Origin of the sequence: Nocardia sp. N2S4-5, from assembly GCF_044628355.1 — a bacterium.
In the GTDB taxonomy this organism is placed as follows: domain Bacteria; phylum Actinomycetota; class Actinomycetes; order Mycobacteriales; family Mycobacteriaceae; genus Nocardia; species Nocardia wallacei_B.
The window spans coordinates 3,659,467-3,682,742 of the sequence record NZ_JBIUPM010000001.1; the positions used below are offsets into that span (position 1 = coordinate 3,659,467).

The 23,276-nt window shown below is 69.0% G+C and carries 27 protein-coding genes; 13 read left to right on the forward strand and 14 right to left on the reverse strand.

Translation table 11 applies throughout. The annotated features are described in order from the left end of the window. Window positions 1–51 precede the first annotated feature (51 nt). Together ACFMRZ_RS16740 and greA are read left to right on the forward strand one after the other, a co-directional pair. A complete protein-coding gene (locus ACFMRZ_RS16740; protein WP_280365492.1) occupies window positions 52–486 on the forward strand; it encodes a DUF4307 domain-containing protein in 435 nt (144 codons plus the stop codon). 319 nt (window positions 487–805) lie between these two features. Then, on the forward strand, window positions 806–1,303 hold the full coding sequence (gene greA, locus ACFMRZ_RS16745; RefSeq protein ID WP_280271410.1) for a transcription elongation factor GreA: 498 nt from the start codon (window positions 806–808) through the stop codon (window positions 1,301–1,303). Between the two features lie 117 nt (window positions 1,304–1,420). Here greA and ACFMRZ_RS16750 read toward each other — a convergent pair whose 3' ends face one another. Beyond that, the gene (locus tag ACFMRZ_RS16750) at window positions 1,421–2,569 is read right to left on the reverse strand and encodes a cystathionine gamma-synthase (RefSeq protein ID WP_400179868.1); all 1,149 of its coding nucleotides are present in this window, start codon (window positions 2,567–2,569) and stop codon (window positions 1,421–1,423) included. Window positions 2,570–2,637: 68 nt separating this feature from the next. Between ACFMRZ_RS16750 and ACFMRZ_RS16755 the strand changes: the two genes are divergently transcribed. Together ACFMRZ_RS16755 and ACFMRZ_RS16760 are read left to right on the forward strand one after the other, a co-directional pair. After that, window positions 2,638–3,801: an acyl-CoA dehydrogenase family protein gene (locus ACFMRZ_RS16755; protein WP_400179869.1), complete on the forward strand. Its 1,164-nt coding sequence runs from the start codon at window positions 2,638–2,640 to the stop codon at window positions 3,799–3,801. 107 nt (window positions 3,802–3,908) lie between these two features. Further along, complete coding sequence (locus ACFMRZ_RS16760; RefSeq protein ID WP_280274788.1) at window positions 3,909–4,256, forward strand: DUF6401 family natural product biosynthesis protein; 348 nt, start codon at window positions 3,909–3,911, stop codon at window positions 4,254–4,256. A 55-nt stretch (window positions 4,257–4,311) separates the two neighbouring features. Here the strand turns inward: ACFMRZ_RS16760 and ACFMRZ_RS16765 are convergent, their stop codons facing one another. Together ACFMRZ_RS16765 and ACFMRZ_RS16770 are read right to left on the reverse strand one after the other, a co-directional pair. After that, window positions 4,312–5,232 (reverse strand): hypothetical protein, encoded by a 921-nt coding sequence (locus ACFMRZ_RS16765; protein WP_400179870.1) that lies wholly within the window; start codon window positions 5,230–5,232, stop codon window positions 4,312–4,314. A 177-nt stretch (window positions 5,233–5,409) separates the two neighbouring features. Then, complete coding sequence (locus ACFMRZ_RS16770; protein ID WP_400179871.1) at window positions 5,410–6,030, reverse strand: transglycosylase SLT domain-containing protein; 621 nt, start codon at window positions 6,028–6,030, stop codon at window positions 5,410–5,412. A gap of 800 nt (window positions 6,031–6,830) precedes the next feature. Between ACFMRZ_RS16770 and ACFMRZ_RS16775 the strand changes: the two genes are divergently transcribed. Beyond that, complete coding sequence (locus ACFMRZ_RS16775) at window positions 6,831–7,292, forward strand: DUF4254 domain-containing protein (RefSeq protein WP_400179872.1); 462 nt, start codon at window positions 6,831–6,833, stop codon at window positions 7,290–7,292. A 37-nt stretch (window positions 7,293–7,329) separates the two neighbouring features. Here ACFMRZ_RS16775 and ACFMRZ_RS16780 read toward each other — a convergent pair whose 3' ends face one another. Then, entirely contained in the window at window positions 7,330–8,724 is a 1,395-nt protein-coding gene (locus ACFMRZ_RS16780) for a cystathionine beta-synthase (protein WP_280274791.1), read from the reverse strand. 194 nt (window positions 8,725–8,918) lie between these two features. Between ACFMRZ_RS16780 and ACFMRZ_RS16785 the strand changes: the two genes are divergently transcribed. From ACFMRZ_RS16785 to ACFMRZ_RS16800, 4 genes are all read left to right on the forward strand, one after another. Continuing rightward, window positions 8,919–9,401 (forward strand): hypothetical protein, encoded by a 483-nt coding sequence (locus ACFMRZ_RS16785; RefSeq protein ID WP_400182886.1) that lies wholly within the window; start codon window positions 8,919–8,921, stop codon window positions 9,399–9,401. 184 nt (window positions 9,402–9,585) lie between these two features. Then, complete coding sequence (locus tag ACFMRZ_RS16790) at window positions 9,586–10,455, forward strand: SGNH/GDSL hydrolase family protein (RefSeq protein WP_400179873.1); 870 nt, start codon at window positions 9,586–9,588, stop codon at window positions 10,453–10,455. A gap of 72 nt (window positions 10,456–10,527) precedes the next feature. After that, window positions 10,528–11,748: an acetyl-CoA C-acetyltransferase gene (locus ACFMRZ_RS16795; RefSeq protein WP_280274793.1), complete on the forward strand. Its 1,221-nt coding sequence runs from the start codon at window positions 10,528–10,530 to the stop codon at window positions 11,746–11,748. 103 nt (window positions 11,749–11,851) lie between these two features. After that, the gene (locus ACFMRZ_RS16800) at window positions 11,852–12,190 is read left to right on the forward strand and encodes a DUF1330 domain-containing protein (RefSeq protein WP_400179874.1); all 339 of its coding nucleotides are present in this window, start codon (window positions 11,852–11,854) and stop codon (window positions 12,188–12,190) included. Between the two features lie 6 nt (window positions 12,191–12,196). Here the strand turns inward: ACFMRZ_RS16800 and ACFMRZ_RS16805 are convergent, their stop codons facing one another. The 3 genes from ACFMRZ_RS16805 to ACFMRZ_RS16815 form a co-directional block, all read right to left on the reverse strand. Further along, complete coding sequence (locus tag ACFMRZ_RS16805) at window positions 12,197–12,976, reverse strand: alpha/beta fold hydrolase (protein ID WP_400179875.1); 780 nt, start codon at window positions 12,974–12,976, stop codon at window positions 12,197–12,199. A gap of 106 nt (window positions 12,977–13,082) precedes the next feature. Continuing rightward, a complete protein-coding gene (locus ACFMRZ_RS16810) occupies window positions 13,083–13,937 on the reverse strand; it encodes a Bax inhibitor-1/YccA family protein (protein ID WP_280366852.1) in 855 nt (284 codons plus the stop codon). Window positions 13,938–14,068: 131 nt separating this feature from the next. Next, entirely contained in the window at window positions 14,069–15,220 is a 1,152-nt protein-coding gene (locus ACFMRZ_RS16815; RefSeq protein WP_280274797.1) for a class I SAM-dependent methyltransferase, read from the reverse strand. Window positions 15,221–15,292: 72 nt separating this feature from the next. Between ACFMRZ_RS16815 and ACFMRZ_RS16820 the strand changes: the two genes are divergently transcribed. Further along, entirely contained in the window at window positions 15,293–15,862 is a 570-nt protein-coding gene (locus ACFMRZ_RS16820; protein WP_400179876.1) for a hypothetical protein, read from the forward strand. Window positions 15,863–15,865: 3 nt separating this feature from the next. On the opposite strand, the gene ACFMRZ_RS16825 is transcribed toward ACFMRZ_RS16820, so the two are convergent. The 4 genes from ACFMRZ_RS16825 to ACFMRZ_RS16840 form a co-directional block, all read right to left on the reverse strand. Continuing rightward, a complete protein-coding gene (locus ACFMRZ_RS16825; RefSeq protein WP_400179877.1) occupies window positions 15,866–16,183 on the reverse strand; it encodes a nuclear transport factor 2 family protein in 318 nt (105 codons plus the stop codon). A gap of 88 nt (window positions 16,184–16,271) precedes the next feature. After that, the gene (locus tag ACFMRZ_RS16830) at window positions 16,272–16,436 is read right to left on the reverse strand and encodes a hypothetical protein (RefSeq protein ID WP_400179878.1); all 165 of its coding nucleotides are present in this window, start codon (window positions 16,434–16,436) and stop codon (window positions 16,272–16,274) included. Between the two features lie 9 nt (window positions 16,437–16,445). Next, window positions 16,446–17,882 carry an MDR family MFS transporter gene (locus ACFMRZ_RS16835; protein WP_400179879.1) on the reverse strand — a complete coding sequence of 479 codons (1,437 nt, stop codon included), beginning with the start codon at window positions 17,880–17,882 and terminating at the stop codon, window positions 16,446–16,448. 68 nt (window positions 17,883–17,950) lie between these two features. Further along, a complete protein-coding gene (locus ACFMRZ_RS16840; protein ID WP_400183067.1) occupies window positions 17,951–18,178 on the reverse strand; it encodes a hypothetical protein in 228 nt (75 codons plus the stop codon). On the opposite strand from ACFMRZ_RS16840, the gene ACFMRZ_RS16845 reads away from it, so the two are divergent. Continuing rightward, window positions 18,119–18,748 carry a hypothetical protein gene (locus ACFMRZ_RS16845; RefSeq protein ID WP_400182887.1) on the forward strand — a complete coding sequence of 210 codons (630 nt, stop codon included), beginning with the start codon at window positions 18,119–18,121 and terminating at the stop codon, window positions 18,746–18,748. The genes ACFMRZ_RS16840 and ACFMRZ_RS16845 overlap by 60 nt on opposite strands. Before the next feature lie 87 nt (window positions 18,749–18,835). Further along, window positions 18,836–19,474: a DUF305 domain-containing protein gene (locus ACFMRZ_RS16850; protein WP_400179880.1), complete on the forward strand. Its 639-nt coding sequence runs from the start codon at window positions 18,836–18,838 to the stop codon at window positions 19,472–19,474. Between the two features lie 53 nt (window positions 19,475–19,527). Here ACFMRZ_RS16850 and ACFMRZ_RS16855 read toward each other — a convergent pair whose 3' ends face one another. The 3 genes from ACFMRZ_RS16855 to ACFMRZ_RS16865 all read right to left on the reverse strand — a co-directional run bounded on the left by ACFMRZ_RS16855 (window position 19,528) and on the right by ACFMRZ_RS16865 (window position 22,717). Beyond that, window positions 19,528–19,815: a hypothetical protein gene (locus ACFMRZ_RS16855; protein WP_187688945.1), complete on the reverse strand. Its 288-nt coding sequence runs from the start codon at window positions 19,813–19,815 to the stop codon at window positions 19,528–19,530. 266 nt (window positions 19,816–20,081) lie between these two features. Further along, the gene (locus tag ACFMRZ_RS16860; protein WP_400179882.1) at window positions 20,082–21,758 is read right to left on the reverse strand and encodes a DUF885 domain-containing protein; all 1,677 of its coding nucleotides are present in this window, start codon (window positions 21,756–21,758) and stop codon (window positions 20,082–20,084) included. Between the two features lie 53 nt (window positions 21,759–21,811). Further along, a complete protein-coding gene (locus ACFMRZ_RS16865; RefSeq protein ID WP_400179883.1) occupies window positions 21,812–22,717 on the reverse strand; it encodes an NADP-dependent oxidoreductase in 906 nt (301 codons plus the stop codon). 67 nt (window positions 22,718–22,784) lie between these two features. Between ACFMRZ_RS16865 and ACFMRZ_RS16870 the strand changes: the two genes are divergently transcribed. Continuing rightward, window positions 22,785–23,204 (forward strand): winged helix-turn-helix transcriptional regulator, encoded by a 420-nt coding sequence (locus ACFMRZ_RS16870; RefSeq protein ID WP_400179884.1) that lies wholly within the window; start codon window positions 22,785–22,787, stop codon window positions 23,202–23,204. Window positions 23,205–23,276 lie beyond the last annotated feature (72 nt).

The following is a 23,276-nucleotide window of genomic DNA, read 5'->3' on the forward strand; positions in this document are numbered from 1 at the left end:
CCCTGCGGCGCAGGACCGCGCGCCGCCGCTCGACCACAGGAGCGACAGATCATGAGCGAGGCAGCGCCGGGAGCCGAGCGGGTCGCGGACCGCTACGGTACCGGGCCGCGCCGCCGTCGGCGCTGGCTCCCCTACCTTCTCGGCGCGGTGGTGGTGCTGGCCGGACTGATCGTCGCCTACGCCGGATACCGGCAGTTCGGTCCCAAGGACATCGAACCCGACCAGCTGGGCTACGCCATCGTGAACGACTCGACCCTCGACATCCACATCAAGGTCACCCGCGAACATCCGGACCGCCCGGTCGTCTGCTTCGTCCGCGCGATGGATTCCGACCAGGCCGAAGTGGGCCGTCGCGAGGTGCTGATCCCACCCTCGACCAGCGGAACGGTCGAACTGACCGCTACCATCCGCACCACCGGCCGCCCCGCCGCGGGGGACATCTACGGGTGCAGTGACAAGGTTCCCGCCTACCTGCGCGCCGGGTGACGGCGGCCACGGACCCCACATGTCCCGATCCGGGCGAAACACCATACGATCAAGGCTCCGACCTGCGAATTTGTAGATCGTGCTAAAATGGCCCAACACACGGTTCCGAAGCTCGGAGCCGTGTTTGCTGCATTGGCGGCCAGCGCTGTCGGTTCCGGGGCACCCAGGTGTCCTGCGGACCAGGGCCTGTCGGGGTCGGTGACATCCCCCAGGGATCGCTCTAGCCGTCCACTGCCGCTGTGCGCGTTTCCGGATGGGTACGGCGGCGGGTATCAGGGAATCCCGGTTCGCCGGGAACAACTACTAGGGAGTGATCGAGATGACTGAGACGAACGTGACCTGGCTGACACCGGAGTCGCACGAAAGGCTCAAGGGCGAACTCGACGCGCTCATTGCCAACCGTCCGGTCATCGCGGCCGAGATCAACGAACGCCGCGAAGAAGGCGACCTCAAGGAGAACGGCGGCTATCACGCGGCGCGTGAGGAGCAGGGCCAGCAGGAGGCGCGCATCCGTCAGCTGCAGGAACTGCTGAACAACGCCAAGGTGGGCGTCGCCCCGACCAAGTCGGGCATCGCGCTGCCGGGGTCGGTCGTGAAGGTCTACTACGACGGCGACGAGGCCGATACCGAGACGTTCCTGATCGCGACACGCGAAGAGGGCCTGGTGGGCGGCTCCGACCTGGAGACGTACTCCCCGGCGTCCCCGCTGGGCGGTGCGCTCATCGACGCGAAGGTCGGCGAGACCCGCCAGTACACGCTGCCCAACGGCAACACCATGAAGGTGACGCTGGTCAGCGCGGAGCCCTACCACAGCTGACGGGTCGTGCCTCGGCGGTGGATCGCAGCACCGCCGTCCGAGGCGCCACCGGACGCGGCGACCGCACCGAAGAACTCGGTGCGGTCGCCGTCGTGTATTCTTCGGGGCTATACGGGTTCAGCCGAGGGCGCGCTCGACATCGGCGAGCAGATCGCTGACGTCCTCGATGCCGACCGACAGCCGCACCAGATCCGCCGGCACCTCCAGCTCCGAACCCTCGGTGGAGGCGTGCGTCATCGCGCCCGGATGCTCGATCAGCGACTCCACCCCGCCCAGTGATTCGGCGAGGGTGAAGATCCGGGTGCGGGCGCAGAAGTCGTGCGCCGCTTGCCGTCCGCCGTGCAGCCGCACCGAGATCATGCCGCCGAAGCGGCGCATCTGCTTCTGCGCCACCGTATGTCCGGGATGTTCCGGCAGGCCCGGGTAGATCACCTGCTGGATCTTCGGGTGCTCGGCGAGGAACTCCGCGAGGGTCTCGGCGTTGTCGCAGTGCCGATCCATGCGCAGCGCAAGGGTTTTCACGCCGCGCATGGTGAGGAACGCGTCGGTCGGGCCGGGCACCGCGCCCGCGCCGTTCTGCAGGAAGGCGAACGCGGCATCGAGTTCCGCGTCGTCGGTGATCAGTGCGCCGCCGACGACATCGGAGTGCCCGCCGAGGTATTTGGTGGTGGAGTGCAGCACGATGTCGGCGCCCAGCAGCAGCGGCTGCTGGAGGTAGGGCGAGGCGAAGGTGTTGTCCACCACCAGTTTCGCGCCGCCGCCGTGCGCGATGTCGGCCAGCGCGGCGATGTCGCCGACGTTCAGCAGCGGGTTGGTCGGCGTCTCGAGCCACACCAGTTTGGTGTTGGGCCGCAGCGCGCGCTGCACCGCGTCGGGGTCCGATACGGGCGCCACCGAGTACTCGATTCCCCAGTGCGTGAACACCTTATCGATCAGGCGGAAGGTGCCGCCGTAGGCGTCGTTCGGAATGACCAGGTGATCACCCGGCCGCAGCGCCGCCCGCAGCACACAGTCGGTGGCCGCCATCCCCGAGGAGAAGGCCCGCCCGTACCGTCCCGATTCCAGCGCGGCCAGATTGGCCTCCAGCGCGGTGCGGGTCGGGTTGCCGGTGCGGGCGTACTCGTAGCCGCCGCGCAGTCCGCCCACGCCGTCCTGGGCGAAGGTCGAACTCGCGTAGATCGGCACGTTCACCGCGCCGGTCTGCGGATCCGGATCGAACCCGGCATGCACGGCGCGTGTGGAGAACCCCAGCTGATCGTCGGTCATGGTGCCAGCCTAGAAGGGGCGGCTCGGCCGCCCGGACCCGGGAACCGATCGACCGATACTGTGCGTTCATGGCCACCGTAGACGAGCTGTTCGCCCTCGATTCCCTGCTCAGCGACACCGAACGCGAGATCCGCGAGACGGTCCGGCGGTTCGGCGAGCAGCGCCTGCGGCCGCATATCGCCGACTGGTTCGAACGCGGCGTCTTCCCGGCCCGCGAGCTGGCGCCGGAACTGGGCGCACTCGGCCTGCTGGGCATGCATCTGGAGGGCTACGGCTGCGCGGGCACCTCGGCGACGGAGTACGGGCTGGCTTGCCTGGAACTGGAGGCGGTGGACTCGGGCGTGCGCAGCATGGTGTCGGTGCAGGGCTCGCTGGCGATGACCGCCATCCACAAGTACGGCTCCGAGGAGCAGAAGCGGCAGTGGCTGCCGGAACTCGCGGCCGGGCGAGCGATCGGCTGCTTCGGGCTGACCGAACCCGATTACGGTTCCAATCCCGGCGGCATGCGTACCCGCGCCCGGCGCGACGGCGCGGACTGGGTCCTGGACGGATCGAAGATGTGGATCACCAACGGCTCGGTGGCCGACGTGGCGGTGGTGTGGGCGCGCACCGAGGAACGCATCCGGGGCTTCCTGGTGCCCGCCGGCACACCGGGCTTCACGGCTCGCGAGATGCGGCACAAGCTGTCCCTGCGCGCCTCGATCACCGCCGAACTCGACCTGGACGGGGTGCGGCTGCCCGCCGACGCGGTACTGCCGGAGGCGCACGGCCTCGCCGGGCCGCTGGCCTGTCTGTCCGAGGCCCGGTTCGGCATCGTGTTCGGCGCGCTCGGCGCGGCGCGCGACTGCCTGAACGCCACCATCGACTACACACGTACCCGCGAGGTCTTCGACAAGCCGCTGGCGGCGTACCAATTGACCCAGGCCAAAGTGGCGGATATGGCGGTCGAGCTGGGCAAGGGCACGCTGCTGGCGCTGCATCTGGGGCGCCTCAAAGATCGCGGAGAGTTGCGGCCGGAGCAGGTGAGCGCGGGCAAGCTGAACAGCACGCGCGAGGCGCTGGCCATCGCCCGCGAATGCCGGACGATCCTCGGCGCGAACGGCATCACCCTCGACTATCCGGTGCTGCGGCACGCCAACAACCTGGAATCGGTGCTCACCTACGAGGGCACCGCGGAGGTGCATCAACTGGTGCTCGGCGAGGCCCTCACCGGATCGAAAGCCTTTCGCTGACAAGAATTTCCGGAAACGCGAATTGCCACAGATCAGCTCCGCTCGCAGAAGTTTCCGAGTGAAAGGTCACACTGCCGCGAAAGCTGCATGATTGCTAGCATAAGCAAGTGTTTTTGCTCGGCTCCGCGTTGCTCGAAGTGTCGGCGCGCAAGACTTTGAACCGCCTGCACAAGACGCACGGAGTTCCGGCGCTCGTCGCCGCGAAGGAACTGCCCGCGGTGTCGGCGGCCCTGGATCAGCATGCCGCGGCTGTCCGCGACATTCTCGATCTCGGTGTGCGGGATTCGGCGACCGTGCCGGCGGGGGTACTGCTCGCCGGTTACGCTCGCGGCCTGCTGGAACATACCGGCCGCGGCGGCCTGCGCGCCCCGTACGATCTCGCCGGCTGGGCGGCCGCCGAATGGTTGCAGCTGCGGCTGGCCGCGGTGTGCGTGCTCGCCCACGCGAAAGCCTGAGCGGCCGCGGAACTCCGCGACCGCCCAGGCCCTGTCGAACTATTCGGTTGTCGCCTCAGCGCGGTGACTGCGGATCGCCGTACCCCGGCGCCTCGCCGTATCCCTGCCCGTAACCCTGGCCGCTCTGCCCGCCGTAGCCCGGTTCGGTCATGCCGCCGGTCTCCGGCCGGTAGCCCGCACCGCTGGTCTGCGGCGACCACTGATCGCCGGGCCGCGGGGAACCCGCCCATTCCTCTTGGCGGGTGGCGACGCCCTCACGCTGCCGGGCGGCGTCCTCCCGGCCCCGCTGGTAGGCCTCGGCATGGCCGCGCAACTGCGGCATCTCGCCCTCGACGGTGTCCAGCCAGCCCTCCCAGCGCTGCTGCATGGGCCGGATCAGGCCGCCGCCGATGCCGACGACCAGGATGCCGCCGATCGTGGCCAGCACCGTGATCAGGATCGGCGTGGTGACCGAGGTCGCGACGCCGATCTGGTTCAGGGCGGCGATGATGCCGACGCCCCAGATGAACACCGCCGCCAGCCGGCCCAGCATGCGACCGTAGGACAGCCCGCTGAGCACGTTGCCGATCAGGTCCATCACCACCCGCGCGATCGCGCCCGCGACACACACGATGATGATCGCGACCGCGGCCCGCGGCAGCCAGGCCACGATGCCGTTGAGCATGTTGCTGACCGGATTCGGACCGAAGACCCCGAAGCCGATCTGCAGCGCGATCAGCAGGATCGCGTAGTAGACCAGCTTCACCAGGATGTCGGTGGCGTCATACCGGCTGTTGGCCAGCATGTTCTGGATCCCGCCACGTTCGACCAGCCGGTCGAACCCGACCCGGCGCAACACCCGGTCGGCGATCTTGGCGATGACCATGGCGATGATCCAGCCGATGGCCAGCACCACCAGGAAACCGACGAACTTGGGCACGAACGTCGCGATGGCGCTCCACGCATTGGACATGCCCTGCTGAAAATCGATAGCCAAACTGGAGGTGTACACGCGCGGCCGTCCCTTCCGCTATCTCGGCTGTTCCAACTGTTTGCCAGAACTGCTACAGAGACGTTTGTACCCCGGCGTGATCATTCGAATCGGGTGTTTGCGTACATTTTGCTGCCATCTCGATAACGATGCGTTATCGCATTGTGCCGAGCGGCGGATCGATCAGTACGCCGAGTTGACGTTGTCCATCGAGCCGTAGCGGTGCGCGGCGTAGTTGCAGGCGGCGACGATGTTGGCGACCGGGTCCCAGACATCGAACGGGGTGCCGTCGACGTGGTACGCCGCGAAGGTCGGGTCGATCACCTGCAGCAGGCCCTTGGACGGGATGCCCGCCGCGGCGTTCGAATCGTAGAGGTTGATGGCCTGCGGGTTGCCGGTCGACTCCCGCATGATGTTGCGGTAGATGCCGTCGTAGCTGCCCGGAATGCCGCGGGCGGCCATGATGTCCAGCGCGTGGTGGATCCAGCCGTCCAGGTTGTCCGGGTAGCTGGGGGCCGGCGGCGGGGGCGGCAGCGGCGCGGGCATGGGCGCCGGAGCCGGAGCGGCCTCGGGGGCCGGGGCCGCGGCGGCGACCGCCTCGACCGGGGCAGCGGGAGCGGCCGGAGCGGGGGCGTTATCGGCGGTCTGGGCAATCGTGGACGCCAGTGCGGCCGGCTGCACCTCGGCCGTCCCGTGCCCGCCCGCGGACGTCACGGCGGCGAAGGCGGCCAGCGCCAGGGTGGCGGATCCGGCGGTGCGCGCGACCGCCTTGGCTCTGCTGCTCTCGATGGATTTCTTCGACATGCGCGGTGTTTTCCTACTCTGGTTGCGGCCGTCGCCGGCCTGCGACAGGCAGTGCGGCACCAGGGCGACGCCGGGTACGGCTCACCCACGCACTGCATGCTGTTGTGAGACTTGTTATGAGAGAAGGGGATTCGCATTCCCCGTCGGCACGACCCGGCTCGGTGGCTGCCGGGTGAGCCCCGGCGGGTGGACCAACTCCTCGTACTGTTTCGGACGCGAGGTCGCGATTTACCGACGAGGTCACAGGATGATTGCGGTAGGTTAACGTAAACTGAACTGAAAGTGAACAAATGGTGCCGCTAGGTCCGCGCGACTTCGATCCACACCGGCTATAACGCTCTGACCTGGCGATTCATCCGTCACGAACACGTGCCGCGGGTCACAGAAAAATTTGCCGTGTCGCGCTGGACTTTGCCGTTTTGCGACCATTTCGGACCATCGGAGCACGTCTCGGTAACGGTCCGTGACCGTTCGGTGACTGTGCCGAGAGGTAACCCGCGCGATCTCACAACCCGCGTCGCGCCCGTGCGCATCACCTTGTTACGACCGGTCATCCAAGCGCCATCTCGGCGTCACCGCTGCGGCAAGGTTGAAAGCGCAAGCTGTTGACACACCCGATGCCGGAGGTGTCACGACGAACGCGGACTCCGCGCCGGGTGCACAGCAAACGCCGCCGGAGGTACCGATGTTCGAAGCCTGTCACTCCCCGACCCACGTCGCATATCCGCTGCGCCCGCGCCTCGGCTTCCCGGTGCACCCGATCGCCGCGGCGCCGGAGCCGCAGTCGCGGGAGGCTCGCCATGTCCCCGCGTGAGGCGACCCCGCTGCCCGACTGGCACGAACTGCTGGCCGCGTTCTGCGGCCATCTCGGCGACGATCCGGACGCCCACCCGATGGTGCGCTGGGCCCGCGCGCTCGCCGAGTTACATCTGCGCCGTCACGACCAGCCCGGGCACGCCGCCGAAATAGATTGTGCCCGAGCCGAACTCGTCGCCGCCATCGACAACTGGGTGAGCGTGACGCTGCGGCCGCCGCGGGTCGGCCGCGGACTGTTCCCGGAGTCGCTGGGCGGCGCCGTGGACCGTCTCGCCGCCGCCCAGGTGCACGCGAATCGCTTGCTGCACACCGCCGCCGACGTTTCCGACGCGCGCGTGCACACCGCCTGGTACCGGCTGGCCGCGCTCGCCGACGACTGGAGCAATCTGGTCGCGGAGGTGCTGCACGGGCAACCCCGGCTGCGTCAGCGGATGCGCTCGGCCTGACAGGTACGAGAAGCCCTGCGCCCCAGCGAATTCGGGACTACCGCGCGGGCAGGCCCGACCGGCTCAGGAAGCCGAGCAGATCGTGCCGGGTGATGACGCCGATCGGCTTGCCGTCCTCGACCACCATCAGCGCGTCGGTGGACTCCAGCGATTTGGTCGCGGCCGACACCGGTTCGCCGGAACCGATCAGCGGGAACGACTCGCTCATGTGCTTGGATACCGGATCGGTGAGGTGGGCGCGGCCCTCGAAGACCGCGGACAGCAGATCCCGCTCGGACACGCTGCCCGCCACCTCCCCGGCCATCACCGGCGGTTCGGCGCCGACGACCGGCATCTGGGAGACGCCGTACTCGTGCAGGATCTCGATGGCGTCGCGCAGCGTCTCCGACGGATGGGTGTGCACCAGATCCGGCAGGGCGCCGGACTTGCCGCGCAGCACGTCGCCGACGGTCGGCTCGGCGGTGCTGCCGTCCAGGCGCGAGCGCAGGAAGCCGTAGGAACTCATCCACTGGTCGTTGAAGATCTTCGACAGGTAACCGCGGCCGCCGTCGGGCAGCAGCACGACCACAACCGCCTCCGGGTCGCGCTCGGCCACCTGCAGCGCGGCCACCACCGCCATGCCGCAGGAGCCGCCGACCAGCAGCCCCTCCTCGCGGGCCAGGCGGCGGGTCATGTCGAAGGAGTCGGCATCGGAGACGGCGATGATCTCGTCGGGGATCGCGGGGTCGTAGGCGCTGGGCCAGAAGTCCTCGCCGACACCCTCGACCAGGTACGGCCGGCCCGTGCCGCCGGAGTAGACCGAGCCCTCCGGGTCGGCGCCGACGATCTTCACCTTCCCGCCCGAGACCTCCTTGAGGTACCGGCCCGCTCCGGTGATGGTGCCGCCGGTGCCGACACCGGCGACGAAATGGGTCACGGTGCCCTCGGTGTCGCGCCAGATCTCGGGGCCGGTGGTCTCGTAGTGGCTGTCCGGACCGCCCGGATTGGAGTACTGGTCGGGCTTCCACGCGCCCTCGATCTCGTGTACGAGCCGGTCGGAGACGCTGTAGTAGCTGTCGGGGTGTTCCGGCGGGACGGCGGTCGGGCACACCACCACCTCGGCGCCGTAGGCGCGCAGCACGTTGCGCTTGTCCTCGCTGACCTTGTCCGGGCAGACGAACACGCACCGGTAGCCGCGCTGCTGGGCGACCAGCGCCAGGCCGACGCCGGTGTTGCCCGAGGTGGGTTCCACGATGGTGCCGCCGGGCCGCAACAGGCCCTGCTCCTCGGCGGCGTCGATCATCTTGACCGCGATGCGGTCCTTGGAACTGCCGCCGGGGTTCAGATATTCGATCTTCGCCGCCACCAGGCCGGAGTTCGGGCCCACCACGGAGTTCAATCGAACGAGCGGGGTGTTGCCGATCAAGTCGACGACGTGGTTCGCGATGCGCATACGCCCATCGTTGCAGAACCGCGCCCCGCGCCTGCCCGCGCCTCCGGGCTGGGCGTACCCGGAGGCGGTCGACGGCGTGGCGGTTGCCCCGGGCCGACGGCGACCGGAACGGGCGATATCGGGAACATCGTCGGCGAGTTCCGGCCTGCCCCGCGACGGGAGCCCGGTTTACCCATATCATCGGCCCGGTGAGGATGCCGAAGACCGCCCGCACCGCCGCCGTCGTGCTCGGATCCCTCGGGGCCGCGACGGCGATCGCGACGTCCGCCCCGGCGAGCGCGCAGACCGTCGAATTCCCCCAGACGCCGAGTGTGTTCTACGGCGGCTTCTGCTGGGGCAACATCCGGACCTGGGTCGACACCAGCCCCGACTATCCGGGCCGGGCCATCGTGAACGTGCAGGCGCTACCGGTCGCCGGCTTCGGGCCGGGCCAGTATCCGCTCGCGCCGCTGTGCAACGTCGATACCACGGTCGCCTGGCGCAACACCACCACCGGCGCGGCCGGGGAGTACCGGCTGAACGTGGTCTCCGGCATCTACGGCAGCATCCTGTACGCGCAGTTCCAGGACACCGGCGCGGGCCACATCGAGGTCACGACCACCACGTCCAATTTCAACATCCCCTCGCGCGGCGCCTTCGACGTCGCGGGCCCGCCGCCTCCGCCGCCGGGCGAATAAGCCCGGCGACCATGCCTGCGTGTGAGAAGGCGCTATCGATGCTTTCTCGCCGGAATCCGCCCGATCGGTGTCGCATCGGTGGAGCAACTGGGACATCCGTCGCAGGCAGGTGCTCACACTCGACCGATCCGGCACGATATACGCAGGCATACAACGATCGTGTGGTGGAGGGTGGTGTGGTTTCGTGGCGAGAACGTGGCGCACCTTGGCGGTGACCGGCGCGGCCACCGTGGCGGCCGGTTCCGGGGCCGGGACCGCGTGGTGGGCGGCGTACCGCCTGCTGATGCAGCAGGCGCAGGCCGCGCGGACGGTGATCGGCCGCGACACCACCAAGCCGCCCGAGGCCGACGGCGTCTACACGGCGGGCTGCGCGGCGCCCGAATCATGGCGCACCGGAATACCTTTCGACCTGCACCTGATGGTCTTCGGCGACTCCACCGCAGCGGGTGTCGGCTGCCGCACCGCGGAAGAGGTTCCGGGCGTACGGATCGCGCGCGGACTGGCCGAGGCGACCGGGCGGCGAATCCGGCTGAGCACCAAGGCCATTTCCGGCGCCACCTCGAAAGGCCTTGCGGGACAGGTGGACGCGATGTTCGTCGCGGGGCCGCCGCCGGACGCCGCGGTGATCCTGATCGGCGCCAACGACGTCACCAAGAAGCATTCGGTGCTGCGCTCGGCGCAGCGGCTGCGGTCGGCGGTGGCGCGATTGCGCGCGGCGGGCAGCGTGGTCGTGGTCGGCACCTGCCCGGATCTCGGTTCGGTGGTCGCGATTCCGCAGCCGCTGCGGACGGTGGTGCACGGGTGGAGCGTGCGGCTGGCGCGGGCGCAGGTCGCCGCCACCCGGGCCGCCGGTGGCAGTCCGGTCCCGATGGGCGATCTGCTCGGCCACGATTTCCGCACCACGCCCGAGGTGTTGTTCTCCGCGGACGGCTTCCATCCCTCGGCCGCCGGGTACGAATTGGCCGCCGTCCACCTGCTGCCCGCGCTGCTGCGGGAGTTGGATTGGCGGGATACGGGCATACCGGGTGTTCCTAGCCCGATCGGTGCGACGTAGATTCGGAAGGGAATTCCGTACCTGTGTACCGAACAGCCGCTTGGTTGTTCGACACCCGACGAAGGAGTCCTCATGCCAGAGGCCGTCATCGTTTCCGCTGCCCGCTCCCCCATCGGCCGCGCGGGCAAGGGCTCGCTCGTAGGCATGCGCCCGGACGACCTCGCCGCGCAGATGGTGCGCGCCGCCCTGGACAAGGTCCCCGCGCTGGCCCCCGCCGACATCGATGATCTGATGCTCGGCTGCGGACAGCCCGGCGGCGAGGCCGGCTTCAACATGGCCAAGGTGGTGGCCACGCATCTGGGTTACGACTTCCTGCCCGGTGTCACGCTCAACCGGTACTGCTCGTCGTCGCTACAGACCAGCCGGATGGCCTTCCACGCCATCAAGGCCGGTGAGGGCGAGGTCTTCATCTCCGCCGGTGTGGAGACCGTGTCGCGGTTCCCGAAGGGCACCTCCGACGGCTGGCCGGACACCCACAACCTGGCGTTCGCCGATGCCGAGGCGCGCACCGTGAAGCGCGCCGAGGGCGGCTCGGGCGGCTGGACCGACCCGCGCGAGAACGACGAACTGCCCGACATCTACATCGCGATGGGCCAGACCGCGGAGAACGTCGCGCAGTTCACCGGCATCTCCCGCGAGGACCAGGACCACTGGGGCGTGCGCTCGCAGAACCGCGCCGAGGAGGCCATCAAGTCGGGCTTCTTCGAGCGCGAGATCAGCCCGGTGACGCTGCCCGACGGCAGCGTCGTGTCCACCGACGACGGCCCGCGGCCGGGCACCACCTACGAGAAGGTGTCGCAGCTCAAGCCGGTGTTCCGCCCGGACGGCACGATCACCGCCGGTAACGCCTGTCCCCTCAACGACGGCGCAGCGGCACTGGTCATCATGAGTGACACCAAGGCCAAGGCACTGGGCCTGACCCCGCTGGCGCGCATCGTGTCCACCGGCGTGTCGGGTCTGTCGCCGGAGATCATGGGTCTGGGTCCGATCGAGGCGTCGCGGCGGGCGCTGAAGCTGGCCGGCAAGACCATCGGCGACATCGACCTGTACGAGATCAACGAGGCCTTCGCGGTGCAGGTGCTGGGTTCGGCGCGCGAGCTGAACATGGATCTGGACAAGCTGAACGTGTCCGGCGGCGCGATCGCCCTCGGCCACCCGTTCGGCATGACCGGCGCCCGCATCACCGCCACGCTCATCAACAACCTCCAGACCCACGACAAGCAGTTCGGCCTGGAGACCATGTGCGTCGGCGGCGGCCAGGGCATGGCGATGGTGATCGAGCGCCTGAGCTGACGTTCGAGCGCCGCGGAAAGGCGATTACCCGTCGGGTAATCGCCTTTCGTGCGCCGGGGCGGAATCATCGGAGGCACCGGAGTTTTTCGCGAAGGAGCCCGAGATGACCGCCTATGCCGTAGCCCATCTGCACGATGTGGACGTCAATGCCGAGATCGTCGAATACCTGCGGCGAATCGACGGGACGCTCGCTCCGTTCGACGGAAAGTTCATCGTGCACGGCGGGCGCCAGCTGGTTGCCGAGGGGCCCGCGAACGGCTTGGTGATCGTGATCGAATTCCCGGATTACGCTGCCGCACAAGCCTGGTACGCATCGCCGGAGTACCAGGACATTCTGCCGCTGCGGACGGACAACGCGGTCGGTGTCGCCGTGCTGGCCGAGCACTGCGGGGACGACCATGTCGCCACCGACGTGCTGCCCGCGGCCCTGCTGGCCGACTGACCGTCGTCAGTGCCGGACGGCGGCGAGGAAGTCGCGGACCAGAGGGCTTGCGACGGAACGGAATTCCACGAAGTAGGCATGCCTGGCGCCCGGGATCAGGTGCAGTTCGGCGGCCGGAATGCGGTCGGCGAGCAAGGGGGCGTTCGCGGCGGGGTTGAAGCGGTCGTCACTGCCGTGCACGACCAGTGTCGGAGACGTGATGTCCGGCAACACTTCCCAGGCATCGTGGCGGTGGCTGGCGATCAGGTGGCGCCGGCGGGCGTAGGACGGCATGTCCGGGTCGCCGAGGGTCTGGTGGGGGCCGGGGTGGGCGGCGAGCCAGGCCGGGGTGTACATGAGTTCGCGCAGGGCCTGGTGCGCCGTTGCCGGATTCGCGAGCAGGCCGCGGATCTCCGGGCCGCGGTCGACACCGTGCTTCCCGCCGGGCGACGTGCAGCCGAGTACCAGCGCGCGCACGCGTTCCGGATACCGTGCCGCGACCCACTGCGCCACCCGGCCGCCCATCGAGGTGCCGTACACATCGGCCCGGTCGATACCGAGTTCGTCCAGGACCGCGATCGCATCGTCGGCGAATCCCGGTGTGCTGTACAGGATATCGGGCCTATCGCTGGCGCCGGTGCCTCGGTAGTCGAAGGTGATGGTGCGGTGCGCGCCGTGGAAATCGTCGCGAATACCGTCCCACCAGTGATGGTTGTTCGACTGCCCGGCGATCAGCAACAGCGGGAACCCGTCGCCCTCCGCCTGATAGGCGAGGCGAATCCCGTCCCCCGCTACGGCATACGGCACGGACCTTCCCCTTTCTCGCCGCCCGAGGGTACCGCTCGGCTCGGCGCACGAAAAACGGGTGGTCACCGAGTATTCGGTGACCACCCGTTCGGCTTGCGGCCGAGTACTAATCGTTCTGCAAGTAGCTCAGCAGGCGCAGGATCTCCAGGTACAGCCAGACCAGGGTGACGGTCAGGCCCAGGGCCACGCCCCACGCGGCCTTCTCCGGCGCTTGCGCGCGGATCAGCTGGTCGGCGGCGTCGAAATCGAGCAGGAAGCTGAACGCGGCGATCGCGATCACGACCAGGCTGAACACGATCGACAGCGCGCCGCCGTCACGCAGGCCGAATCCGCCCGGGGTGAAGAACGCGGCGACCATATTGCCCAGCATCAGGACCACGACGCCGATCATGGCGCCCACGATCATCCGGGTGAATCGCGGCGTGACCCGGATGGCGCCGGTCTTGTAGACCACGAGCATGCCGAAGAACACGCCGAACGTGCCGAGCACCGCCTGCGCGATCAGCCCGGATCCGCCGACACCGCCGAACGCGATATTGGTGAACATGAACGACAGCGCGCCCAGGAACAGGCCCTCGGCGGCGGCGTAACTCAGGACGATGGCCGGATTGTCCTGCTTGCGGCCGAACGTCGCGACCAGCACCAGCACCAGGCCGACCAGTCCGCCGACGATGACGAACAGGGGAGCCAGCGCGTGATTGGCGGCGGTCAGCGCGTAGGACAGGATCGCCGCGATCGTCACCACGCCCAGCGTGATGCCGGTCTTGGTGACGACGTCGTCGATCGTCATCGGCCGGGTGGCCTGCGCGGGCTGCTGGTACGGCTGCTCGTAACCCTGCGGCGGGTACTGCTGCCCGTACTGCGCGAACTGTCCGGCGCCGGCCGCGGCCGAACCGAACCCCGCATAACCCCCTTGTTGCTGCGGCAAATTCTTGAAGATCGGGTTGCTTGAGGTGCGCACCGTTCCCGTGCCTTTCCGAAGGTCGCGGTCCACGTCTCTCGTGGCCGTTCTGAGTATCCAACGTGCCGCGGCGGGCGCAAGTTCCCGAACCGGGCAAAAAATCGGACAAAGCGGACTCTACTGCCGGAGAACTACTCCTGCCGAACGTCGTACAAACCGCGCACCGACCGCGTCACGGTGAATTTGCGATTGCGGCCCACCACATCGGTCTTGCCGACCAAGCGCTCCATCACCCCACGATAGTTCAGATGCGAGTTGTAGACCGTCCACAGTTCGCCGCCGGGTCGCAGCACGCGGCCGGTCTCGGAGAACATCTTGATCGCCGAACCGGTGTGCACGGCCGCGCCGACGTGGAAAGGGGGGTTGCACAGGACGAGATCGGCACTGTGCCCGGCCACGCCGGTCATGGCGTCGTCGCGCAGCACCGTCACCCGATCGGCGACCCCGTTGACCGCGGCCGTGGCCCGCGCGGAGGCGACCGCGGCCGCGGACTGATCGGTGCCGACCACGCTGACCTGCGGCCGCGCCTTCGCCAGCGCGACGGCCAGAATCCCGGTGCCACAACCGAGATCGATGGCGTCGCGGGCGTCCGGCTTCATCCGGCGCACGTGGTCGAGCAGGAATCGGGTGCCGATATCGAGCCGCGGGCCGGAGAACGCGGCACCGTGCGCGACGACCTCGAGGTCCATCTCGTCGAGCTGCTTGCGTACCGGAAAGGGCAGGCTGCCAACGGGTTTGGGGTCGCGGGCCAGCAGGATCCGCGACTTCTGCCGACCGCGGCTGGCCCGCACCGATCCGAACGACTCGGCCAGTACGTCGTTCATGGCGGGGGTCAGGTACTTGTCACGAGCCCCGGCGAACACCTCGACCTCCGGATCGGCGTAGCGCGCAATGGCATCCGCGATCTCGGCCAGTCCCGACAACGCCCGCGGCAGCCGCAGCAACACCACCTTGACGTCCTCGAGCAGCCGGCGGCCCAGCTCGTGGGTGCTGTATCGATCGGCCAGGCCGACGGCACGCGCGTTGTTGGCCAGCGCGAGTTCGCCGGTGAGCAGATCCTGGTGCACGCGGACCGCGCTCAGGTCGTGGGCCGCGGCGGCGCCCAGGGTGAGCGCCCCGTAGCCGTCGTCTATGACGGCGATCCGGCCACTGCCCGCCGCCGCCAGGGCGTCTCGGGCCACATCCAGGATCAGCCGATCCGCGGCATCGACCGCGTAGAGATTCACCGCCTCCACATCCGGATAGCGCCGCAACCGGCTCAGCACATCGTCGACCTCCTGCACTCCTACAGTGTGCTAGATCGTTGCCGTGTCGTCGCGCCGACCCCGGCCGTAACACCGCATACCATCGGCCTCATGCGTAACAGGCTGGCATTCACGGTGGTCGCGGGGCTCGCACTGCTGGCGGGTTGCTCGGACAGTTCATCCGATCCCGGCGCACCGGCGTCCACGCGCTCGACGGTGGCGGCGGCGCCGGAATCGCCGCCGACGGCCACCGGTCCGCAGCAGCGCGCGCCCTCGGACGACGCACGGCTGACCGTGACCAATGTGCGGGTCGGGCACCATCCGGGTTTCGATCGCGTGGTGTACGAACTCGGCGGCACCGGCACTCCGGGCTGGCGGGTGCAGTACACCGATCGCGCGGTGCAGGACGGTAGCGGCAAGCCGGTCGACGTGGCCGGGCAGTCGATTCTGGAGGTGCAGATCCTGGGTTCGGCGTATCCGTGGGACAGCGGGGTCGCCCAGTACGAGGGCCCCGATCCGGTCACCGCTCCCAGCTCACCAGGGATCGCGGGCGTCTACCGCACCCTGGTCTTCGAGGGCACGACGCAGTCGTTCATCGGGGTGAACGCGGAGCGGCCCGCCTTCTCCGTCGACGCGCTGGAGAATCCGGGGCGGCTGGTCGTCGACATCGCGACCGGCTGAGCCTCAGGCCTGCCCGGTTTCGAAGCGGTCGATCTTGCCGTCCGTCACGACGAATCGCCAGGCCGTGCGCATGGAGCCCCAGCGATCGTTGGCGTAGTCGGCGACGAAGGCGCGGCCGCCCTCGGAGAGGGAGTCCGGGTCGACGCTCAATCGGCCATTGCTGTCGAAGACCTCGCTCTGCACCCATTGCCGCAGATCACGGTCGGTGCCGTCGTCGGACATGGTGGCGTCGTCGGTGAGTAGGTCGAAGAAGGCGGGGCGGTCGCCGGCGTTGAGCGCGTCCACGAGCCTCGCCACCACGGGATCGAGTTGGTCGGCCATCCTGGTCCCCTTCCGGGTCCGGTACCGCACGGGTCGATTGACAGCAAATTTACCGCAATCTTCGAGTGGCGGGGACGGCCTGCGACGACTAGTCCTCCGAGGGTTCGCCGCGCGTCTCGGGGCGTGGGTTCAGCCGGATCACGCCGCGGTCGAGGTCGAGCGAACCGATCTCGAACGATTCACCGGTGCCCGCCTCGTCGTCGCTCTCCTTGCGCAATCTGCCGCCGTGCAGGAGTTCGCCGAACTGTCCCATGCGCCCACCCTACGCCGCGGGCAGGTCCGGCGCGGCGTGTCCGGCCCGGTCGCGCGGCAATGCCGCGGCCGCCAGCACCATGACGACGGCCATCGCCGCGACACCGGCGAACACCAGATGGATCCCGGCGGACAGCAGTGCAGGCTCGGGATTCCCGGCCGCGCCGACTCGCATGTTGACCAGCGCGCCGAACACCGCGACCCCGACCGCGCTGCCGATCGAGCGGGCGAACATATTGGCGCCCGTCACCACCCCGCGCTCGCTCCACTCGGCGCCGGTCTGCGCGGCGATCAGCGTCGGGGTGGCGACCAGTCCCAGCCCGGCGCCGACCACGAAGCAGCTCAGCGCCACCTGCCACAGCCCGGAATCCGCGCCGAGCAGCAGAGTCGACAGGGCGCCGAGCGCGGCCACGACGCTGCCGATCAGCGCGGTCCCGCGGAACCCGATGCGCAGGTACAACCGGCCCGCCTGCGAGGCAGTGATAGGCCAGCCCAGGGTCAGCGCGCCCACGGCCAGGCCCGCTACCAGCGCACCCACGCCGAGCACGCCCTGCGCGAAAGTCGGTACGTACGAGGTCAATCCGAGCATGACGGCGCCGACGAGCAGCGAGGCCAGGCTGCTGGTGACGACGATGCGCCGGGTGAAGACCCACAACGGCAGGATCGGATCGGCGGCGTTCCGCTCGACGACCACGAACAGCGCCAGCAGCGCCGCGCCGCCCGCGAACACCCCGATGCCGATCGGTGAGAGCCACGCCCAGGAGTGCCCGCCCTCCAGCAGTCCGAGGATCAGGGCGCCGGCGCCACCGGCGAGCAGCGCCGCACCGAGATAGTCGACACTGCGCCGCTGCCGCCGGGGCGCGGTCTCGCGGAACGAACGGATCAGCATCCATCCCGCCAGCGCCGCCAGCGGCAGGTTGACCAGGAAGATCCAGCGCCAGCTCAGGTATTCGGAGAACACGCCGCCCAGTAGCGGGCCGAGCACCGAGGAGGCGGCCCACACGCTCGCCAGGTAGCCCTGCACGGTGGCGCGCTCCTCGAGGGTGTAAATGTCACCGGCGATGGTCATCGACATCGGCTGCACCGCGCCCGCGCCGATGCCCTGGATCGCCCGGAAGACGATGAGCGCCACCATGCTGGTGGCGAGGCCGCACAGCAGCGAGCCGAGCGCGAAGACCGCGATGCCGAACAGCATCACCGGTTTCCGGCCGAAGGTGTCGGCGAGCTTGCCGTAGATCGGCACCGTGATCGCCTGCGCCAGCAGATATATCGAGAACAGCCAAGGGAACTGCGCGAAGCCGCCGAGATTGGCGGTGATGGTGAGTACCGCCGTGGCGATGATGGTGGAATCCAGCGCCACCAGCGAGGTCGACAGCATCAGCGCGGCGAGGATCGCCCCACGCTCGGAGCGAAGCCCGATGGCCGGTTTTCCGGTGGCGACAGTCAAGAACAACCTCCGTTAGCTCGGCTCAACAACTGAGTCGAACACGCGAAGCGCGCGCCTATTCCATACCACTACGGGGTATAGGCCACCGAGCCCTTACAATGGGCCGCGTGACCGACCAGCAGCGCAGCACCGGCGACGCCGCCCCGCCCCGCGCCGCCGGTCTGCCGCCGCTCTCCCGAGCCCCCGGCCACATCCGCGCCCTCGGCATCCTGGTACTGCTGACCGGCGTCGCACTGATGCACGCAGTCGTCTTCGCCGCCGGTCACGCCTACGCCACCACCCCCGCCCACACGCACACGGCCACCCCTGGTCTCACACACGCCGCAGCCCCTGGGCCCGAACACACCACCGACCCCGGACTCACACGCGTCGCAGCACCTGACCTCTCATACACCGGCGCTCCCCGGCATACGCGCGGTGCCGAGGCAGAACGCACTGACGACCCTCGACTCACACACTTCACTCGCCCCGGACTGACGCACTTCGCCATCCGTGGACTCACACACACCGCCGATACCAGGCACACTCTCGCCCCGGGGATCGTAGGCATTGGCGTCCCGAGCATCGCCGCTGAATCCATGGCCTCATCGGAGCATTGGTCCGACCGGGCACAGGTATTGGAGACGCACGCCGAGGCGGGCGGCGATACAGGGTGTGCCGATTGTGGGGGCGGGCATCACGGACTGCACGGGTGTGTCTTCGTGCTGGTGGCGCTGGCCCTGTTGCTCGGGCTGGTGGTACTGGCTTGGGTGGGGGTGCGGCGGGGCGCGGCCGGATTGTGGGTACGGCTCGAGCGGTCCGGCGGGGCGCGGTCGCCGCCCTGGACGGTGCTCTCACTACCGGAATTGTCGATTCTGCGGATCTGATGGGCCGCCGCGTCGGCGCGCGGCTCGCGTGCGGACGCGGGTTTTCCCGGTCCACCTCAGCACGACCCCTATTCCGAGGAGAATGACATGTCCCTCTCGCGTACCCGAATCACCTTGGCCGGCACCGGAATCGCCGTGGCGCTGCTCGTCGCCGGATGCGGCGGTGACGACTCCGGCGACACCACCACCGCACCGAGCGCACCGGCGACCGGAATGTCGGCTATGCCCGGCATGCACCACGGCACGCCGTCGAGCCCGACCGCGCCCACCCGCACCGACTTCACCGACGCCGACGTGACCTTCCTGCAGATGATGTATCCGCACCACGCACAGGCCGTCGACATGGCGAAGCTGGTGCCGGGCCGGTCACAGAATCAGCAGCTCATCGCGCTGGCGGCGAACGTCGAGCGGGCGCAGGCGCCGGAGATGCAGCAGTTCACCGAGTTGCTGACCGCCTTCGGCAAGCCCGCGCCGGGCGCGATGGGGCACGAGATGCCCGGCATGATGTCGCAGGACGAGATGACCGCGCTGCGCGCCGCCACCGGCCCCGAGTTCGACCGCATGTGGCTGAACATGATGATCGCGCACCACCAGGGCGCGATCGATATGGCGAATACCGAACTGGCGCAGGGCGCCAACCCCGACGCCCGGAACCTCGCCCAGGGCATCGTCGCCGCTCAGCAGGCGGAGATCCAGCAGATGCGGGCCATGCTCGGCCAGGGCTGAGCGCACGCGTCAGCGGGTGTGCCGGACCTCGGCACACCCGCACGGGTACCGGATCAGCTGCCGATGACGGCGTTCATGATGGTGCCCGCGCTGGTCGCGACACCACCACCGATCATGGCGCCCGCGATCATCTTCGGCGATTCCAGGGCACCGCCGCTCCACTTCTCCCAGGCGAACTTGCCACCGCCGTAGGTGACGGCCGTGACGCCGGACAGCAGAACGAACCAGGTGAAGTACCGGACCAATTTCATCAGCTTGTCGGCGGCCGGTGGGGTTTCCGGCGTCGGATTGCCGACCTGGGCTAGCACCGTGCTGTACATATCGTGGGCGGCGAGAACCATGCTCACGTTCGTGTCCTCTCGGATGCTGAGGTGATGCCGGTGTGAAGCAGTCCGCCCGGATGACACGGTGGGCGGCGGGAGCATGCAGGTAGAACTCGTCGATCACCATCGATTGAACCGCATTTGCCAGCGCCGCCGGAAGCAGACACACCAGATCGCCGCACGTGATCATGCGACCGAAAACTCACGGCCCGTTAGAGGCCGATTATTCGGACACGAGGCACCAGGACACGCCCGTATTCCTGCACGCGGCCCGAAGCGAGGGGCTACAGCGTGGCGGCCAGTTCTCGCAACACCGGCAGGCTCACCGAGCCCGCGCCCAGTACGGCATCGTGGAACGCCCGGATGTCGAAGTCCGCCCCGAGCCGTTCGGCCGCCAGCGCCCGCTGCCGCCGGATCTCGAGCTGACCCACCTTGTAGGCGACGGCCTGGCCGGGAATCGCGATATAGCGGTCGACCTCGACGAGGATCTCCGACACCGCGACCGGCGCGTTGGCGGTCATGAAGTCGATCGCCCGCTGACGGCTCCAGCCCTTGGCGTGCAGACCGGTGTCGACCACCAGCCGGCACGAGCGCCAGGAGTCGGCGGCCAGCATGCCGACCCGCGCGAGATCGTCGTCGTACAAACCCATTTCGTCGGCGAGCCGCTCGGTATAGAGCGCCCAGCCCTCCACGAAGGCGGTATTGCTGAACGACTGCCGCTGGAAGCGCGGCAACCCGTCGAGTTCGTTGGCGATGGTGAGTTGCAGGTGGTGACCCGGTATGGCCTCGTGGAACGCCACCGCGGCGGTCTCGAATCGGTTGCGGCCCTGCGCTTCGTGCAGATTGACGAAGTACGCCCCGGGCCGGGAACCGTCCGCGGCGGGCGGGAAGTAGTACGCGCCGGGCGCGTCCGCGGCCAGGAAATCCGGGACCGGTGCGATATCGCATCCTTCGCGCGGCAGCCGGCCGAACCAGCGCGGCATCTCGGCGGTCGCGGCGCTCAGGTAGCGCTTCGCGTCGGCCAGGATCTCGGCGCCGTCGGTGTAGCGCAGCGTGGTGTCCGCCCGCAGCCGGGCGAAGATCGCGGCCTGCTCGGTGGTGCCGAACAGCCGCTCGCCCACCTCGGCGTACTCCTCGCGCAACCGCTCCAGCTCGGCCAGGCCCAACTCGTGGATCTCGTCGGCGCCCAGGTCGGGCAGGGTGGTGTGGTGGCGGAGCAGGCGCCGGTAGATGTCCTCGCCGTCGGCGCCCAGCCAGCACAGACCCGGTTCGTCGTCGGGCCGGGCCGCGGGGAGCAGTTCGTCGGCGAGCATGTCGCGGTAGGACCGGAAGGCCGGACGGATCACGTCCCGGGCGACCTCCGACAGCGTTGCGCGCCAAGCGTTTTCCTCGTCCCACTCGGCGGGCCCGGGGAAGGTGACGAACGGGTCGGTCACGAGATCGGAGGCGAGGTAGCCGTCGAGTTGGTTGAGGGAGCGCTCGACGGTGATCCGGGCCGGCGTCCGACCGCCTTTCAGGCCCGCCCGGAATCGCTCGACCGCCTGGCCCAGCAGCGTGCCGAACTGCCGGTGCCGCCGCACGAGCGCCCACGCGTGCTCCGGCCGCGGCGCGTTGACCTGCGGGGCCAGCGTCAGGATGCCGGCGTGCACGCCGTCCATCTGATCCGACGCCAGCTCCGCGGGCCGCCAGGACAGCCGGTCGATCCCCGACTCCAGCTCGTTCTGCAGCAGGCTTCGGGTGATGCGGTCCCGCGCGTCCAGCCGCGCCGGATCCAGCACCGACACCTCCCCCAGCATCCCCTGCCAGGCCGACAGCAGAAGTTGTTCGGCGGCTTCGGACAGGTCTTCGATGCGATCGTCGAAGCGCCTGTCCCCCAACAGGGTCGCGGAACTGGGCGACGATTCGAGCACGCTGTCCCAATACCGTTCGGCGAGATCGATCAGCTCCTCGTGCGCGTCCATGGCGACCATCATGCCGCGCGGCCGGGCTCCCGCAACGGCATTTCCGCGCGGGCTCAGTCGACCGCCCAGGGCAACAGCACGATCTTGCCGCGGACCCGCCCGGACTCGCTGAGCTTGTGCGCCTCCGCCACATCCGCCAGCGACAGCACTCGCTCGACCTCGACGTGCAGTTCGCCGCGCGCGGCCCAGCCGGCGATCTCGTGCAGTTCGGCGCCGGACGGTTCGACGTAGACGCGGACGTAGCGCGGATCCTGCTCGGCGTCCGAACCCTGCGTGTCGATATACCGGCCGTCGGGCCGCAGCACGCGCAGCGAGCGCGAGCCGTACTCGCCGCCGATGAGATCGAGGACGACATCGACGTCGCGCACCGCCTCGGCGAAATCGATGGCCGTGTAGTCGATCGGCTCATCGACGCCGAGCCCGCGCAGGAATTCGTGATTGGCGGCGCGGGCGGTGCCGATCACGTAGGCGCCGCGTGCCTTGGCGAATTGCACTGCCAAATGGCCGACTCCACCGGCGGCGGCATGAATGAGCACGCGCTGCCCGGCCCGCAGCCCGGCGAGCGCCTGCCATCCGGTCAGCGCCGCCACGGGCAGGGCCGCGGCGTGCACGTGATCGAGTTCGGCGGGCTTGCGGGCCAGCGAATCCGCCGGTAGCGCAACGTATTCGGCGTAGGCCCCGGACCGGCTCAGCAGCATGCCGAACACCTCGTCGCCGAGATCGAACGCCGTCACCCCGGCACCGAGTTCGGCCACCGTGCCCGATACGTCGAAGCCGAGCGTGAAGGGCGGCTCGCCCACCCGCATCACCTCGCCGGACCGGAGCTTCCAGTCCGCCGGGTTCACCGAGGTGGCGGCCACGCGCACCAGCACCTCGCCGGGCTGCGGCGCCGGGCGGGGCAGGTCCGCGGTCTCCAGCACGTCCGGGCCGCCGAATGTCTTCTGAGTAATCGCTCGCATGATCTCGATTCTGTTGTGCCGTAGTATCCGTTGGGAAGAAGGCACTATTTCGATACCGAGGTACCCGATGGATACCATGTGTGACTGGGATGCCGACCCGGACGGCCTGGTGGGCAGCTACCTGCACCGGTGCCCCGCGCGCGAGATCCTCGCCGTGCTGGCGGACAAGTGGGTGCTGCTGGTGCTGGGCGTGCTGCGAGCCGAGGGAGGTCCCGTCCGGTTCAACGATCTGCGCCGCCGCCTGGACGGCATCACGCAGAAGATGCTCACCCAGACGCTGCGCACCCTGGAACGCGAGGGTCTGGTCCGTCGCTCGGTGTATCCGACCGTGCCGCCGCGCGTGGAGTACGCGCTGACCGAACTGGGCGCGAGCCTGGGCCGGGTCACCCACCTGCTGGGCGACTGGACCGTCGAGCACAAGGACGAGATCCTCGCCGCCCGAGTGCAATTCGACGAACGCCAGGCCGCGGCACCGGCTCCCCTGTGAACCGTGGCGCGGATCGGACACGCGTCCGCACGACGACCCCCGCTGTGCGACCGCGGCGGCCGGAATTCGCAT

Bases quoted from the DNA above. Each gene is read 5' to 3' on its own strand.
- ACFMRZ_RS16740 (WP_280365492.1), top strand. From the start codon at position 52: ATGAGCGAGGCAGCGCCGGGAGCCGAGCGGGTCGCGGACCGCTACGGT.
- greA (WP_280271410.1), top strand. From the start codon at position 806: ATGACTGAGACGAACGTGACCTGGCTGACACCGGAGTCGCACGAAAGG.
- ACFMRZ_RS16750 (WP_400179868.1), bottom strand. From the start codon at position 2,569: ATGACCGACGATCAGCTGGGGTTCTCCACACGCGCCGTGCATGCCGGG.
- ACFMRZ_RS16755 (WP_400179869.1), top strand. From the start codon at position 2,638: ATGGCCACCGTAGACGAGCTGTTCGCCCTCGATTCCCTGCTCAGCGAC.
- ACFMRZ_RS16770 (WP_400179871.1), bottom strand. From the start codon at position 6,030: ATGTCGAAGAAATCCATCGAGAGCAGCAGAGCCAAGGCGGTCGCGCGC.
- ACFMRZ_RS16775 (WP_400179872.1), top strand. From the start codon at position 6,831: ATGTCCCCGCGTGAGGCGACCCCGCTGCCCGACTGGCACGAACTGCTG.
- ACFMRZ_RS16780 (WP_280274791.1), bottom strand. From the start codon at position 8,724: ATGCGCATCGCGAACCACGTCGTCGACTTGATCGGCAACACCCCGCTC.
- ACFMRZ_RS16785 (WP_400182886.1), top strand. From the start codon at position 8,919: ATGCCGAAGACCGCCCGCACCGCCGCCGTCGTGCTCGGATCCCTCGGG.
- ACFMRZ_RS16795 (WP_280274793.1), top strand. From the start codon at position 10,528: ATGCCAGAGGCCGTCATCGTTTCCGCTGCCCGCTCCCCCATCGGCCGC.
- ACFMRZ_RS16800 (WP_400179874.1), top strand. From the start codon at position 11,852: ATGACCGCCTATGCCGTAGCCCATCTGCACGATGTGGACGTCAATGCC.
- ACFMRZ_RS16820 (WP_400179876.1), top strand. From the start codon at position 15,293: ATGCGTAACAGGCTGGCATTCACGGTGGTCGCGGGGCTCGCACTGCTG.
- ACFMRZ_RS16825 (WP_400179877.1), bottom strand. From the start codon at position 16,183: ATGGCCGACCAACTCGATCCCGTGGTGGCGAGGCTCGTGGACGCGCTC.
- ACFMRZ_RS16830 (WP_400179878.1), bottom strand. From the start codon at position 16,436: ATGGGACAGTTCGGCGAACTCCTGCACGGCGGCAGATTGCGCAAGGAG.
- ACFMRZ_RS16845 (WP_400182887.1), top strand. From the start codon at position 18,119: ATGCACGCAGTCGTCTTCGCCGCCGGTCACGCCTACGCCACCACCCCC.
- ACFMRZ_RS16850 (WP_400179880.1), top strand. From the start codon at position 18,836: ATGTCCCTCTCGCGTACCCGAATCACCTTGGCCGGCACCGGAATCGCC.
- ACFMRZ_RS16855 (WP_187688945.1), bottom strand. From the start codon at position 19,815: ATGGTTCTCGCCGCCCACGATATGTACAGCACGGTGCTAGCCCAGGTC.
- ACFMRZ_RS16860 (WP_400179882.1), bottom strand. From the start codon at position 21,758: ATGGACGCGCACGAGGAGCTGATCGATCTCGCCGAACGGTATTGGGAC.
- ACFMRZ_RS16865 (WP_400179883.1), bottom strand. From the start codon at position 22,717: ATGCGAGCGATTACTCAGAAGACATTCGGCGGCCCGGACGTGCTGGAG.
- ACFMRZ_RS16870 (WP_400179884.1), top strand. From the start codon at position 22,785: ATGGATACCATGTGTGACTGGGATGCCGACCCGGACGGCCTGGTGGGC.